Origin of the sequence: Pseudomaricurvus albidus, assembly GCF_018863235.1 — a bacterium.
In the GTDB taxonomy this organism is placed as follows: Bacteria; Pseudomonadota; Gammaproteobacteria; order Pseudomonadales; family Cellvibrionaceae; genus Pseudomaricurvus; species Pseudomaricurvus albidus.
On the sequence record NZ_JAHKRS010000014.1, the window covers coordinates 72,022 to 86,547 of the forward strand.

Consider the following 14,526-nt stretch of genomic DNA (forward strand, 5'->3'; position numbering starts at 1 on the left):
TCAATGGGTTTTTGGGGTGGTGTGGCGCCAGAACGTGGCGTTTAATGTAATAGAACGTATTTTTCTGCTGCCAGTGAGGCGGCTTTCGTATTTGTTTGGACGATTTAATGACAGTTGTAATTACCATTGACGGTCCCAGTGGTGCGGGCAAGGGCACCTTGTGTCAATTGCTGGCAAAAAAATTGGGTTTTCACTTGCTCGATAGTGGCGCCCTTTATCGCCTGACTGCCCTGGCTGCGGAGAATCAAGGCATCGATTTTGACGACAGTGAAGGGCTGGCTCAGGTAGCCGCCAGTCTGGATGTGGTCTTTGAGCCCGCCGAGGGTGGTGTCCGGGTCATGTTGGCTGGAAAAGATGTGTCGACAACGATTCGCCAGGAGCATGTTGGAATGAATGCCTCCAAGGTGGCGGCCTGCCAGCCAGTGAGGGATGCATTATTGCGTCGCCAGCGCGGTTTCGCGGAGGCGCCGGGTCTGGTGGCCGATGGTCGGGACATGGGCACCACGGTGTTTACCGAAGCTCCGGTTAAGGTGTTTTTAACTGCCAGCTCTGAGGAGCGGGCCAAACGGCGGGTCGCTCAGTTGGAGCAGGCCGGCCGGGAAGCAGATTACGACCAGATCCTGGCGGATATTGAGCTGCGGGATAAACAGGATCGTGAGCGTGAATCTTCACCTCTGCGCCCTGCGGACGATGCAGTGATTCTGGACTCAACTAATATGACCATTGATGAAGTCCTGTCGGCGGTGATGAATCTGGTGAAGCAGCTGCCTTGAGTTCCTGTGGTACCGGCAAGCGCTTATGATTGTCCGAATGCGGCGTTCCGGGTTTATTGCTATAAGTGATAACAGACCAATCTGACTGATATGGTTGTCATTAGGGCGACGGACTGGCAGGCTGTACAGGCAAGCCATTAGGGATAAATGGTTGTAAAACAACAGGTAGGGATTGATACCAGAGAGGGAAAGTAGAGTGGCCTTTGTTAAAAAAATTGTGCTGTTGCTGATTTTGCTGGCTGGGCTGGTGGTTGGGGTGTGGTTCAGCACCGACAACACCCAGATGGTGACGGTCTCTCTGTTGGGGTTTAGCGCGCCGGCAATGCCTCTCGGCTTACTGATCTGCGGTGTCTTTGCGCTCGGCACGGGGCTTGGCTACCTCGTGAGCTTGTTGCCGGTGTTGTCCCTGAAAAATCACAATCTTTCCTTAAAGCGCAAGCTGAATCGTCGCGATAAAGAAATAGAGCGACTGCGGCGAGCCCCGATCAAAGGCAAAAGCACGGCTAACGGGTAATTTAGGGAATGATGGATTGGGGATTATTGGTTCTTGTGCTGGTGGCGATTGCCATCGGCTTTGCGCTGGGTCGGCGATCCACGCGTGTGCCTGAAAACTCTGATGCGCCCGCATTGGAGCCCCACTATATTCAGGGTCTTAATTACCTGCTGAATGAGCAGCCGGATGAGGCTATTGATACCTTTATCGATGCTCTGGATGTCAATACCGAAACTCTGGAAACTCACCTGGCCTTGGGGAATCTGCTGCGCAAGCGTGGTGAGGTCGGGCGTGCCATCAAAATTCACCAGAATCTCCTGGCGCGGCCCGGTCTGGGTAGTGAGCAGTCCAGGCAGGTTCAGCTGGAGCTCAGCCGGGACTTTATCAAATCGGGCTTGTTGGACCGGGCGGAGATGCTGCTCAAGGAGCTGGTCGAGACCACGGTTCACCCCATGCGCACCCAGTGTCTTGAGTATTTGATCGAGATATATCGTGACGAGAAAGAGTGGCAAACCGGCATCGATATGATCAACAAGCTGCCCAGCCGGCGCTTTTCCCGTCTGCCGGATGAGTGGCGCTTGGTTCAGTCCCATTTTTATTGTGAGCTGGCGGAAGAAGCGCTGCGGCGTTCGGATTACCTCGCTGCCCGACGTCATCTCAAGGCCGCCAGTCTGGCGGACAAACAATCTGCCAGAGCGAGCATCCTGTTGGCGGAGCTGGAATATCGACTGGGACAATATAAAGAAGCAGTAAAAGCCCTCAAGCAGGTGTTTTATCAGGATCCGGCTTTGCTGCCAGAAGCCTTGCCACTGCTGATTACCTGTCATCGCGCGACAGGCCGTTTACCCCAGTTGCGTGCCTACCTGAATGAGCTGCTCGAGCAGGGCGCTTCGACCCCGGTGGTTATGGCGCTTGCTGAGTTGATGGCAAAAGACGAGGGGGTTGTGCCCGCGGCGAAGTTTCTTGGCGTCAGTGTTGCGAAATCACCGAGCTTAAAGGCCGCTGAGCAAATGCTCTCCCTGCAGTTGGCGGGTTATCAAAATCCGCCGGAGAGCATGGCCCTGGCCGATACCGTCATTCGTCGCCTGCAAAAGGCCTCCCCTCAGTATCGCTGTCACAATTGTGGTTTTGCTGGTCAGCATATGCATTGGCTGTGTCCCAGCTGCAAAACCTGGGGCAATGTAAAGCCGGTGGAATAGCCCTTTTTTCTTCCTGCTTTATTCCCTGTCTCTGTAAAGCTCCGTTCATCCTGAGCCTGTCGAAGGATTAGTCCACCCGAACCATGCCCTTCGATGCTTCGTCAGTCCTAGCATTCAGGACGGCAGCTGGTTAGCTGGTTAATTGTTGCCCATATACTTGTCCCAACCCCCCATTTCTGATATGCTCCGCCGCCACTGTAACTGGGTATTCCAGCCACAGTGGGTGAAATCTCCGGTGCAAGCCAGCTAGGACGGGGGTTTTATCAATATTAATCGGCCCACACACCTGGCAGTGTGGTTAGCAAGTTTATCGGCACAAATCAGCTGTTTGTGTACGCGTCGCCCTAAACCACAAAATGGGCCCCTCCGATAAGCTTCTGCTGTTACCTTATAGGTTGTCCTAATGAGCGAATCTTTCGCAGAACTCTTTGAAGAAAGCTTGAAATCCGTCGATATGGTTCCTGGTTCTATCGTAACCGGCGTTGTTATCGATCTGGATAAAGACTGGGTTACTGTTCACGCAGGCCTGAAGTCTGAAGGTGTTATTCCTGCCTCTCAGTTCTACAACGAAGCTGGTGAACTGACTCTGGCCATCGGCGACGAAGTACAGGTTGCTCTGGAATCCGTAGAAGACGGTTTCGGTGAGACCAAACTGTCCCGTGAAAAAGCCAAGCGCGCTGAAGCTTGGAAAGTACTGGAAGCTGCTCACGAAGCAGACGAAATCGTTAAGGGTGTTATTAATGGCAAGGTTAAGGGTGGTTTCACCGTTGACGTATCCAGCATCCGTGCGTTCCTGCCAGGTTCTCTGGTAGATGTTCGTCCAGTACGCGAAACCGCTCACCTCGAAGGTAAAGAGCTGGAATTCAAGGTTATCAAACTGGATCAGAAGCGTAACAACGTTGTTGTTTCCCGTCGCGCTGTTCTGGAAAAAGCCAACTCCGCCGAGCGCGAAGAGTTGCTGGCCAGCCTGCAAGAAGGTATGGCTATCAAGGGTATCGTTAAGAACCTGACCGACTACGGTGCTTTCGTAGATCTGGGTGGTGTTGACGGCCTGTTGCACATCACTGATATGGCCTGGAAGCGTATCAAGCACCCATCTGAAATCGTTAACGTTGGCGACGAGATCGACGTTAAGGTTCTGAAATTCGACCGTGAGCGCAACCGCGTATCTCTGGGTCTGAAGCAACTGGGTGAAGATCCATGGGTAGAAATCACCAACCGTTACCCAGAAGGTGCTCGCACCAAGGCTAAGGTTACCAACCTGACTGACTACGGCTGCTTCGCTGAAATCGAAGAAGGTGTTGAAGGTCTGGTTCACGTATCCGAAATGGATTGGACCAACAAGAACATCCACCCATCCAAAGTTGTCAATGTTGGCGACGAGGTTGAGGTAATGGTTCTGGACATCGACGAAGAGCGTCGTCGTATTTCTCTGGGTATCAAGCAGTGTCAAGAAAACCCATGGGATGCATTCGGCAAGCAATTCGCTAAAGGTGACAACATCTCCGGTAAGATCAAGTCTATCACTGACTTCGGTATCTTCATCGGTCTGGATGGCGGCATTGACGGTCTGGTTCACCTGTCTGACATCTCCTGGCACGAAGCTGGCGAAGAAGCTGTTCGCAAGTACAAGAAAGGCGACGAGCTGGAAACCGTTATCCTGGCAATCGACCCAGAGCGCGAGCGTATCTCCCTGGGTATCAAGCAACTGGACAGCGATCCGTTCTCTGACTACGTTGCAACCAACGATAAAGGCGCCATCGTAACTGGTACCGTTAAAGAAGTTGATGCCAAGGCTGCTGTTGTAACTCTGGCCGACGACGTTGAAGCTGTACTGAAAGCCTCTGAAATCAGCCGTGACAAGGTAGAAGATGCCCGTAACGTGCTGAAAGAAGGTGACGAAGTTGAAGCCGTGATTCTGAACGTTGATCGTAAGAACCGCGCCATCAACCTGTCCATCAAGTCTAAAGACGCTGCTGAAGAGCGTGCTGCTATCAAAGAGCACTCTGGTAAAGCCGCTGAACAGGCTGCTCCTGCTACCATTGGTGACCTGATCAAGGCACAAATGCAAAGCCAGGACAAGTAATTCACCCTCGGGTAATTACTTGACGAAAAGGCGACCTTCGGGTCGCCTTTTTGCGTTTTGGGCTTCCAGTTTCTGCTGAAACCTTTAATCCCGATATCTGTTCATCATTCAGATATCCGATTATCTTCCTGATATCCGCTCATCCTGAGCCTGTCGAAGGATGTACCCACCCAAATCATGCCCTTCGACAAGCTCAGGGCGAGCGAGATAACTGAATTCCTTAATCTGCCGAGCCGGGTTTGTTTTCACAGATTCGGAATACTTTTCCGGCGAATAGTCTGCCTAATAACCAAATGATCTAGTTGGTACGATCGTTTGTGAGATATGTCGCACACACATTGAGGGTAATATCCTCTGGTGAGAGATCCCATAATAGAGGATGATAACCACTCACAAGGAAGTCCACATGGAAGTATTGTCGACCAAGAAAGGTCAAAGGAAGCGTCTGAATGCATAGAGCATGGAGGCTCGCTCAGGCCGTCCGGGGTTCCCGGATAGCCTGAATGTATTAAGGACAGACAGGCCGATACTGCAAAGTATCGGCCTGTTTTTTTATGTGGGTTTTGAGAGTGGGTTATCCCGTGGGGTGGGTGTTGCTCTGATTATGACGACTTTGTCACTTGCTGCGGAAGTTTTTGCGGCCTATACTCCTTTGAAAACAACGAGTTAGCAACGGAACCATTTGAGAAGGGAAGGGCGAAATCCCTTTAATCAGGACGTTCAAATGGGTCGACTGAGCTAAAAGTGTTAATCGAAGGAATGGGTATGACGAAGTCAGAGTTGATAGAGCGGATAGCTGAGCAACAAGACCAGTTATCACTGAAAGATGTCGAATTAGCCGTAAAGCTCATGTTAGAGCATATGTCGCAAGTCCTCGCCGCCGGCGAGAGAATCGAGATCAGAGGCTTTGGAAGCTTCTCCCTCCACTACCGCGCACCCCGCGTTGGCCGTAACCCCAAAACCGGTGATTCCGTTGAATTGACGGGTAAATACGTTCCGCATTTTAAACCTGGTAAGGAAATGCGCGATCGGGTTAATGAGAGTATTCAGCACTGACTTGTTGAAATTTTACCTCTTTTAGTTTGGTTTTGACTGAAAGAGGTTACTAGTGCGGCTGCTCTTGTAAGAAATAATAACTATGCTGGCTGTTTTGCCGGCATTTTGTTCTTAATAGGTACAGGGATTTATATGTTAGTACCCGTGATTCTATCTGGCGGGGCTGGTTCACGTTTGTGGCCGGTTTCGCGTGAGAAACATCCAAAGCCTTTTATGGTTTTAAAAGACGGCGAAAGTTTACTGCAAAAAGCCTTCTCAAGAGCTGTCAGGTTGAATGGCGTTAAGCAGGTCATTACTGTTACTAACCGGGAGTTCTTCTTTAAATCTGAAGATGAATACCGCGAAGTAAATGCCACATCAATTCCGACACAATTTATTCTCGAACCGGTAGGGCGCAACACTGCAGCAGCAATTGCGGCTGCGACACTACAAGTACAGAAAGAACATGGCGATAACACCATATTACTTATTCTTACCGCTGATCATCTTATCAATAACCAATCCGCCTTCGCTGATGCTGTAGAGTCAGCCGTTAAACTGGCTGAATCTGACCGTATCGTTACTTTTGGTATTCAGCCTGAACGGCCTGAAACTGGTTATGGGTATATAGAGGCTAACGGAAGCGAAGTTTTACGATTCGTTGAAAAACCAACATTAGAAGTTGCGCAAGAATACCTCGCAGCCGGTAATTACCTTTGGAATGCGGGAATGTTCTGCTTCAAGGCCGGCGTTATGGCAGCAGAGCTGGATTCCTTGTCGACGGATATTTTTACATCTGTGGGCCTGTCCTTGAATGAGGCGCAGCACTCCGTCTCTGACAGTGGGCTGGTAAGCCAAATTGAGCTGCCTAAATCCTTCGAGTCCGTCCCCGCAGACTCTATTGACTACGCCATTATGGAAAAGTCCCGGCGTATGTCTGTGGTGAGTTGTGATATCGGCTGGAGTGATATTGGTAGCTGGGATGCTGTGAGCGGCCTGAATGACTCCGATCAGCAAGGAAACACCATCATTGGCGACTCAATTTTGCATGACGTTAAAAATTGTCACATTCAGTCATCAGGGCGATTGGTTGGAGCGGTCGGGCTTGATAATTTGGTAGTTGTTGATACACCTGATGCACTTCTGATTGCTGATAGAAATCGATCCCAGGAAGTTAAGCAGATTGTCAGCCAGCTTAAAATTGCCAATCACGAGGCAGCCCAGTTTCATAAGACTGTCCATCGGCCTTGGGGAACCTACACCGTTCTGGAAGAGGGCGACAACTATAAAATGAAGCGTATTGTGGTTAAGCCAGGTGCTTCTTTGTCTTTGCAGATGCATCATCACAGAAGTGAGCACTGGATTGTGGTCAGTGGGATGGCAAAGGTGGTGAATGGGGAGGAAGAATTTATGGTTAGTGCGAATGAATCGACCTATATCCCAGCAGGTCACAAACATCGCCTTGCCAATCCGGGGGTAACCGAAGTAGTACTGATTGAAGTGCAGACCGGTGAATACTTAGGAGAGGATGATATTGTTCGGTTTCAAGATAACTATGGACGTTGTGGGTGAGGCGCTGTTAATGCAAATAGAAAAGCCAGGGAATTAATATGTTGGTTTTGTTGAGAAGCCTCTGGAGTTATAGGGGCTTTGTCGTATCTTCGATTCGAAATGAATTCAAGGCGCGCTTTACCCGTAGCAAACTGGGTGGGCTATGGATGATTATTAACCCGCTGGCTCAAGTTCTTATTTACGCCTTGGTTTTATCCAATGTTTTGGCTGCCAAATTGCCAGGTATAGATAATCAATATGCTTATGCTCTGTATCTGATGGCGGGGATTTTGGCTTGGAGTCTATTTTTTGAAGTCATTACACGCTGTTTGACTCTGTTTATTGAGCAGGGAAATTTGATGAAAAAAATGGCGTTTCCTCGCATAACTTTACCTGCTATTGTTAGTGGCTCTTGTCTTCTTAATCACTCATTGTTATTTGTCGCCATTCTAGGGGTTTTTACTGTCTTGGGACACCCGCCGACTTGGTTAGCCCTTTGGCTCTTACCTTTGATGGTAATACTGCTTGCTTTGTCATTAAGCATAGGAATGATGCTTGGTATTGTTAATGTATTTGTTCGTGACGTTGGGCAAGTTGTTCCTATAGTTCTGCAGACATTATTTTGGTTTACCCCAATTGTGTACCCAGTCTCAATTCTTCCTGAGAATTTACAATCCTTAATCTGTTACAACCCTATTTATCCTCTAATCAATGCCTATCAGAATATTTTAGTTTTTAATCAATCACCCAGTACCGAGTCATTATTGATTACTACGGGTCTAGCATTCTTATTTATCATATTCAGTTTGTTTGTATTTCGTCGAGCGTCACCTGAAATGGTGGATGTTTTATGAGCTTGATATATGTCAATAATATAGGTAAAGCATATCGGACGTACAATAGTGAGTGGCAGCGCTTTGCGCGTTGGTTTTATTTGCCTGTTAGTCCTTGCAGGGAAGATTGGACCATTCGTAATGTAAGTTTTAGGGTTAATCCTGGCGAATCTGTTGCTATCGTAGGTGAAAATGGGGCAGGTAAATCCACCTTGCTTAAAATGATAACGGGAACATTAAGACCGACAGAGGGAAATGTTCATATAAGTGGGAGTGTTGGCGCTATCCTAGAATTAGGTATGGGTTTTTTGCCTGATTTAACTGGAAGAGAAAACGCCATTCATACTTCTGGATTGATGGGGTATAGCGATAAACGTATAAAATCTGCAATTTCTGAAATTGAAAGATTTTCAGAAATTGGGAAATATTTTGATGAGCCTGTAAGGACCTATTCAAGTGGTATGCAAATGAGGGTTGCTTTTTCAGTAGCTACGGCATTCTCTCCTGATTTATTGATAATCGATGAAGCTTTGTCTGTTGGGGATTCTTATTTTCAGCAAAAATGTTTCAGCTTTTTAGATAGTTATATGAAGCAAGGCGGCTCATTACTCTTTGTGTCTCATGATGTTGGTGCAGTTAAGAGTTTGTGCGATAGAGCTGTACTCATAGATCAGGGTCGATTGGTCAAAGATGGATCGCCGAAAGAAGTTGTTGATCTTTATGAGGGGATAATTTCCCAAAGGTCGGATCTCGGAAGTAAGGAATTAACAATTGTACAAGAGAATAAAACTGATACAGCATTGATAAATGCGACGACTATTACTACGAACGGTGATGCAGAACTATTGGAATTTAATGTTCTAGATGAGAATGATAAAAACGTTTTATACATTGAAAGTGAAAAAAAGCTGAAAGTCAATTATAAAGTAAGGCTTAATAAATTTTTTGAAAGGCCTGCCTTTGGAATTATTATTAGAGATAAGTATGGGAGCTCAATGTTTGAAATAAGCTCTTATGCGATGGGGATAGAGTATGCCCCTATAGAAAAAGACAAGATTGTAAATGTGGTTTTTGAGTTTAATTTTAATCTTAGGCAAGGGCAGTATTCTTTCTCTATTGGTGTTTCTAATAAGGGCTATGCAAGAACTGAGTTCGAAGAAATTAGTCTATTGATGCATGATGTGAAGCAGATCCAAGTTATAGAGTGCCCAAACTCTATTAACTATGGTGGTGTTTACAACATGAACCCTATGTTATCCGTTTTTGAATCAAAATAGGTAATGTATGAATGATTATGATCTGAAGAAATATTTAGAAGAAATAAAGACAGGTATTGTTTCTCTCGAGCAAAGGATATCTAGATTAGAGAATACTTCAGAGCGTGTTGAAGATGTAGCAAGTTCAATTATTAATAGGGAGAATGAAATATTTGAGTTTGTTGAATCTCAGATTAATGGTCGTACATTGACGTTAGAGTGGGTGACCAACAAAATTGATTTTGAAGTTGTTAATTTACACAAGATGGTTGAATCATTGTATATACAGAAAGAAGTTAATGATTCTAGTTTTCTTAACTGTTTGAAGGCATTGCCGAAATATCAATTCATCTGTGAAAAAGTAATTGCAGATGACTCTATGGATCACGTGAGTCCAGAATCCACATACGAAGGAGTTGTGTCGAAGCCATTATTCGTTAAAGCTTGCGAAAGAGTCTTAGAAAAAACGAAATTAAATTTCTTAGATTTAGGGTGTGGTGCAGGGAGTATAGTTATGGACTTTCTCAAAAGGGGGCACTTTGCTGTTGGTATTGATGGCAGTGATTCATGTTTGAAAGCTGACGTAGGATATTGGAATTATATTGATTTCTTGCATACTTGTGATACGTCGAAGCCTTTTAAGTTTTATGATGTAAATGGTAAGCAAATTAAATTTGATGTGATAAGTATGTGGGAAGTCTTTGAGCATATACCTGAAGAGCTTTGTGGTCAGGTTGTTCGTGAGATAGTTCATAATTTGAGTGACGAAGGTTTTTTTGTGGGGTCTATTTCAAAACTTGAATATGTGAACTCTGAGTCGGGGAAGCCTTATCACGTTACTCTTAAGCCTAAAAGTTGGTGGGATAAACTTTTTGAAGAGAATGGTCTGAAAGTCATGAACTCACCTTTTGCTCACGAAGAGTATTGTCGGGGGGTCGGGGGTTCTTACCAAGATGTGCATAATTATCTTAAATCTCCTGAAACTGGGTTTCATATTTTTGCAGTTAAAAGATAATAATTAATTTTGAATTTTTATTTGGAAATATTGTAGATGGATTGTAGGTTTTTTAAGAAAATTGCTGTGGTACGAATGTGGCCAGGTATAGACACCGCAGAAGATGAAGTGATTCAACGTTTAATCTTAGCATCAAAAAAAATTGATGTAGAAGTCATTGTTATCAATACTTCAGGTGAGTTGTTAGATGAGCCTTCGAGGAAAATTGGCGACGAGGATGTCGATTTTGTAATTCATTTACATTTTGAAACACCCAAAACCTATGATGCTTTTTCTTTTGTTGCTTTATGGAATCCAATTGATTTTTATTTTGAATGGGGGTATAGAAAATACTCTTCAAACTTGGTAACACATGATGATTTTTTAAGCTGTGGATCTGCTTCTTCAGACGATCATATTAAACGGCTCTGTCTGCCGCTGGGAACTCATTTAGAACCAGACCTTCACTTGTTTCATTCTTTAGCTACTCCAATATTAGAACCTACGCTTGGAGAAAAGAAAATTTTCTATGTTGGTATCAATTGGGAGAGATTAGGAAAGGGCGAGGGTAGGCATAGTAATCTATTGAAGGCATTAGATGAAACCGGACAGCTAGAAATTTACGGTCCAGAGGTGTTTCAGGGGATAAATGTCTGGGATGGCTATAAAAGTTTTAAGGGAGGGTTGCCGTTTGATGGTGTTTCTGTAATTCATGCAATCCATAAAGCAGGGATTACGCTTGCCCTATCTTCGTCAGCTCATGTGGATGCTGGACTTATGTCAAGCAGGTTGTTTGAAGGTGTGGCTGCAGGTTCAGTTGTCATAGTTGATGAAAATGAGTTTGCTCGAAAGAACTTTGCAGAGACCTTGCTTTATATTAAAACCATTGGGGAATCTCCAGAAAGTATCACGAGTCAGGTTAAGATGCATCTTGAATGGATTAATTCTTACCCCGAGGAGGCATTAAAAAAAGCCCGAGATGCGCAGAATATATTTTTAGAAAAGTTCGAGATGGCATCGTCTTTGGATAAAATTTATAAAAAACTTCCTGAGCGAAAAAAATTATTGGCGGAAAAGTATCTTAATAAGACTAAAGACTTTAAGTTGGTGGTTTTTGGCTTTTTAAATCATTTCAACAAAGAAAACTTTTTGCATCTAGTTTCTGGGTTTGAAAAACAAACTTATGGCAACAAAAAGTTAGAGCTGGTTGTCGATACGGCTGAGTATGAGGCGAACAAGAATTGGATAATGAGGACAATTGGCAAGTGTCATAATGTTTCCTGTAGTCCATATAAATTAATTTATAGAGATAATGAATGTGAGCCTGTTAAAAAAGCTAAATGGGGAAAAGTTTTTTATGATCTAGTGGTTAAGTATGAGCCAGGAGTTTTAGTTAGCATTATCTTCCCGAATGAATGTATTTTCTCGGAGCACTATAGCTCTTTGATTCGGTCATTTGAGGATGAACCAGAGTTGGAATTGTCTTATACGGATGTATTGTTGATGCATCGTGATAAGGACAGCAATAAATTCTATTCGACTGTTGAAGGTGTAGAGATATATTCAGATGATTATAATAACCCATCTGGTTTTAGCAGGTTTTTGTTCAAAGTTCCTAAAGACGACTGGTTCTCACTCGTAATTCCTTATTTAAATTTTTCCGTAATGGATGCGGTTTACTGTAAATCTAAAATTAAAAAAAGAGTAGGACGAGCTTCATGTATCATTGACATTCAAAATCTTTGCTATCAGCACTCAGAAATGAGACTTCTAAATAATGATAAGCAAATACTTCTCGATGTTTTGAATATTAACGAAAGAAAACCTTTTGAGGTTTCGCTGTTGCAAGAGAAGAATGTAGGGAAGGATTATAAGTATATGTCTATGGAAGATAATAGAATATTGTTGGCATCAATGTTTGACTCTTTGCCACTTCCTGATTTCTTCAAGCGTAATTCACGTCGACTTCTAAGATTAGTATCAAAATTACAAATTAAAGGAAATTGAGGTTAGTATGTCTAAAATGTCATTTGATTCTAAGATATTGGTAACAGGTAGTGCAGGTGTTTTAGGGCGTGCTTTGGTGACTCTTTTAAAAGAAAAGGGCTTTAGAAAGGTGTTTTCCCCGAGCTCACAAGAATGTAATCTTTTATCAAAAAATCAAACAGAAGAATATTTTCTTAATGTTGATCCTGATTTTGTATTTCATTTGGCGGGTAAGGTTTACGGCTTGGGCGGGAACTCAAAATATAAGGCAGATGTTATTTATGAAAATATAATGATTAATACGAATGTGATTCATGCAAGCCACCTCGTAAATGTTAATAAAATCGTTGCTATGGGAACTGTAGCGATGTATCCAGACCCTCCTGTTTCTAATCCTGCATTAGAGACCGATTTATGGCAAGGTTACCCTCATAAATCTGAAGAATCCTATGCAGTAGCTAAGCTAGCTATGTTGTCAATGCTTGAGGCATACAAAGAGTCCTATCAATTGGATTATGCTTTTCCTCTTTCAACTAATCTTTATGGTCCTGGCGACCGTTTTAATGATGAAACGGGACACGTAATACCATCATTAATTAAGAAGTTTTATGACGCTAAACAAAGTGATGGCTCAGTCACGGTATGGGGGACCGGTAAAGCTGAAAGGGATTTTCTGTTTTCAGCGGACGCAGCTGATGGCCTCATTTGTATAATGGAAAACCTAAGTGGCTGTGTAAATCTTGCTTCTGGAAACGTAGTTAAGATCAAGGATTTGGTCAATACTCTTATAGAAATTACAGGCGTATCAAATGTTCGGTGGGATGAATCTAAGCCAGATGGCCAACTAATAAGATCCTACAATATTGACAAATTATCTAATTGTCATTTTTTGTCAAAACATAACTTGTATGAAGGATTAGAGAAGACATGGGATTGGTATGTTAATAATTCTGATACCGTAAGGACGTAAGCTGATTGTGGATAATTCAGAATTTTTCTCTCAATTCAAAAGACTTCTTGTTTATTTTTTCTATTTGTTTGTGATTCCTTTAGTTTTGGGAATAATATTTACTGGTGTCTGGGATCATGATTTGTCAGTTCCTCTTGTGTATGGGATGCATGATGATGTCTGGCAGTTATTGTTGTCTAAAGGATTGCTTGACAATGGTTGGATATTGGAAAATCAATATCTTGGAGCTCCCTCTATTGCAAATTGGTCATATCACTCTGCAGCTCAATCTAGCTCAATTCATTCTATTTTAATGCTGGCGTTGTCTTTCTTTTTTGATGATGCAGTTAAAGTTCAGCAGATCTACTATCTTTTGAATTTTTCAATTATTACTGCAGTTTCGTTTTTCGTATGCCAAGCTTTGAAAATAGATAGCTTAATTTCTTATGTTGTGGCAGTACTATTTGCTTTTACAACATATAGATTCAATAACCTGTTTTTCGCATTTCTTGCGAATTATTATGTAATACCAATCTCTTTGTTGGTGTGTGTATGGTGCACAAGTGGGGTATATTTAGAAAGGAAAGATGGTCATGGAAGCTATTGGTCTTTTTTAAAACAGATTCTACGGCGTAAAAAGTTTCTTATTTCAGTACTTTTAGTTTTATTGATAGCAATCGCAGATGGGTATTATGCTTTTTTTTGCTTGTTGTTGTTAGGAGTAGCAGCGATAGTAGTTATAGTAAAAAAGAGTCAGATATCATTATTTCGGGAATTGTTTCCGGTTGTTGTATTTGGGGCTCTAATTATAGCAATAAATTTTTTAGTCATGTTGCCGGTTCAGATTTATAAAAATGGCCATCCACATGAATTTTATCCGAATGGAGAAGTTAATCCTGCCCTAGTAAGATTACCTATGGAAGCAGAGGTATACTCGACCAGCATTAAGCAGCTCGTGGCACCAATTATTAATCATAGAATTCCTGTGATGGCTGAGTTAGGTCGTTATATAATGAGTACAAGTGATGCAGCGCGTAAGTTTCCAGTAATTCGGCCTCCAGTATCTCTAGGTTCTTTAGGTACAATTCTACTATTTTTGGCTTTTATCTTACTCGTTAAGAAAGTGTCATCCAGTGGAGATGCTTTAGCTTTAGAAGAAAGTAAGCAGAGGCACGTAATTAACTGCTTACTTATTTTCTCTCTATTTATATTATTAACTAGCATGTCAGGCGGATTAGGTACTCTGATCCTGCCCACCAATGATGGACACCCTGCTAAGCGAGTAAGCTACGCTACAGAGGTGAACCATGACAGAAAAGGCAGGAAAGAAGAAAGCAACCCGAAGGCAGCACCCTCCCGAATTCCGGCGTG

Annotated in this window: 12 protein-coding genes; all 12 read left to right on the forward strand. The window is 43.5% G+C overall.

The features are described from left to right. The first annotated feature begins 107 nt into the window (after positions 1-107). Positions 108-773 carry a (d)CMP kinase gene (cmk, locus tag KOI40_RS17620; protein WP_216098870.1) on the forward strand — a complete coding sequence of 222 codons (666 nt, stop codon included), beginning with the start codon at positions 108-110 and terminating at the stop codon, positions 771-773. A 196-nt stretch (positions 774-969) separates the two neighbouring features. Continuing rightward, a complete protein-coding gene (locus KOI40_RS18520; protein WP_216098871.1) occupies positions 970-1,287 on the forward strand; it encodes a LapA family protein in 318 nt (105 codons plus the stop codon). A gap of 8 nt (positions 1,288-1,295) precedes the next feature. Then, positions 1,296-2,465 (forward strand): lipopolysaccharide assembly protein LapB, encoded by a 1,170-nt coding sequence (gene lapB / locus KOI40_RS17630; protein WP_216098872.1) that lies wholly within the window; start codon positions 1,296-1,298, stop codon positions 2,463-2,465. 403 nt (positions 2,466-2,868) lie between these two features. Next, positions 2,869-4,551 carry a 30S ribosomal protein S1 gene (gene rpsA, locus KOI40_RS17635; RefSeq protein WP_216098873.1) on the forward strand — a complete coding sequence of 561 codons (1,683 nt, stop codon included), beginning with the start codon at positions 2,869-2,871 and terminating at the stop codon, positions 4,549-4,551. Positions 4,552-5,316: 765 nt separating this feature from the next. Beyond that, positions 5,317-5,607, forward strand: coding sequence for an integration host factor subunit beta (gene ihfB / locus KOI40_RS17640; protein ID WP_216098874.1), 291 nt, complete (start codon positions 5,317-5,319; stop codon positions 5,605-5,607). A gap of 132 nt (positions 5,608-5,739) precedes the next feature. After that, positions 5,740-7,158 carry a mannose-1-phosphate guanylyltransferase/mannose-6-phosphate isomerase gene (locus tag KOI40_RS17645; RefSeq protein ID WP_216098875.1) on the forward strand — a complete coding sequence of 473 codons (1,419 nt, stop codon included), beginning with the start codon at positions 5,740-5,742 and terminating at the stop codon, positions 7,156-7,158. A gap of 38 nt (positions 7,159-7,196) precedes the next feature. Next, positions 7,197-7,991 carry an ABC transporter permease gene (locus tag KOI40_RS17650; protein ID WP_216098876.1) on the forward strand — a complete coding sequence of 265 codons (795 nt, stop codon included), beginning with the start codon at positions 7,197-7,199 and terminating at the stop codon, positions 7,989-7,991. Beyond that, positions 7,988-9,247 carry an ABC transporter ATP-binding protein gene (locus KOI40_RS17655; RefSeq protein ID WP_216098877.1) on the forward strand — a complete coding sequence of 420 codons (1,260 nt, stop codon included), beginning with the start codon at positions 7,988-7,990 and terminating at the stop codon, positions 9,245-9,247. Before KOI40_RS17650 ends, KOI40_RS17655 begins: the two co-directional genes overlap by 4 nt. Positions 9,248-9,254: 7 nt before the next feature. Further along, positions 9,255-10,241: a class I SAM-dependent methyltransferase gene (locus KOI40_RS17660; RefSeq protein WP_216098878.1), complete on the forward strand. Its 987-nt coding sequence runs from the start codon at positions 9,255-9,257 to the stop codon at positions 10,239-10,241. Positions 10,242-10,316: 75 nt separating this feature from the next. Further along, positions 10,317-12,227: a glycosyltransferase family protein gene (locus KOI40_RS17665; RefSeq protein WP_439653244.1), complete on the forward strand. Its 1,911-nt coding sequence runs from the start codon at positions 10,317-10,319 to the stop codon at positions 12,225-12,227. A gap of 7 nt (positions 12,228-12,234) precedes the next feature. After that, positions 12,235-13,176: an NAD-dependent epimerase/dehydratase family protein gene (locus tag KOI40_RS17670; protein WP_216098880.1), complete on the forward strand. Its 942-nt coding sequence runs from the start codon at positions 12,235-12,237 to the stop codon at positions 13,174-13,176. A 7-nt stretch (positions 13,177-13,183) separates the two neighbouring features. Beyond that, positions 13,184-14,526 (forward strand): hypothetical protein (locus tag KOI40_RS17675; RefSeq protein WP_216098881.1); only part of this gene is annotated, 1,343 nt, incomplete at its 3' end.

What these genes read in the sequence shown, in the direction of transcription:
- cmk (WP_216098870.1), top strand. Translation starts at nt 108, where the DNA reads ATGACAGTTGTAATTACCATTGACGGTCCCAGTGGTGCGGGCAAGGGC.
- lapB (WP_216098872.1), top strand. Translation starts at nt 1,296, where the DNA reads ATGATGGATTGGGGATTATTGGTTCTTGTGCTGGTGGCGATTGCCATC.
- rpsA (WP_216098873.1), top strand. Translation starts at nt 2,869, where the DNA reads ATGAGCGAATCTTTCGCAGAACTCTTTGAAGAAAGCTTGAAATCCGTC.
- ihfB (WP_216098874.1), top strand. Translation starts at nt 5,317, where the DNA reads ATGACGAAGTCAGAGTTGATAGAGCGGATAGCTGAGCAACAAGACCAG.
- KOI40_RS17645 (WP_216098875.1), top strand. Translation starts at nt 5,740, where the DNA reads ATGTTAGTACCCGTGATTCTATCTGGCGGGGCTGGTTCACGTTTGTGG.
- KOI40_RS17650 (WP_216098876.1), top strand. Translation starts at nt 7,197, where the DNA reads ATGTTGGTTTTGTTGAGAAGCCTCTGGAGTTATAGGGGCTTTGTCGTA.
- KOI40_RS17655 (WP_216098877.1), top strand. Translation starts at nt 7,988, where the DNA reads ATGAGCTTGATATATGTCAATAATATAGGTAAAGCATATCGGACGTAC.
- KOI40_RS17660 (WP_216098878.1), top strand. Translation starts at nt 9,255, where the DNA reads ATGAATGATTATGATCTGAAGAAATATTTAGAAGAAATAAAGACAGGT.
- KOI40_RS17665 (WP_439653244.1), top strand. Translation starts at nt 10,317, where the DNA reads ATGTGGCCAGGTATAGACACCGCAGAAGATGAAGTGATTCAACGTTTA.
- KOI40_RS17670 (WP_216098880.1), top strand. Translation starts at nt 12,235, where the DNA reads ATGTCTAAAATGTCATTTGATTCTAAGATATTGGTAACAGGTAGTGCA.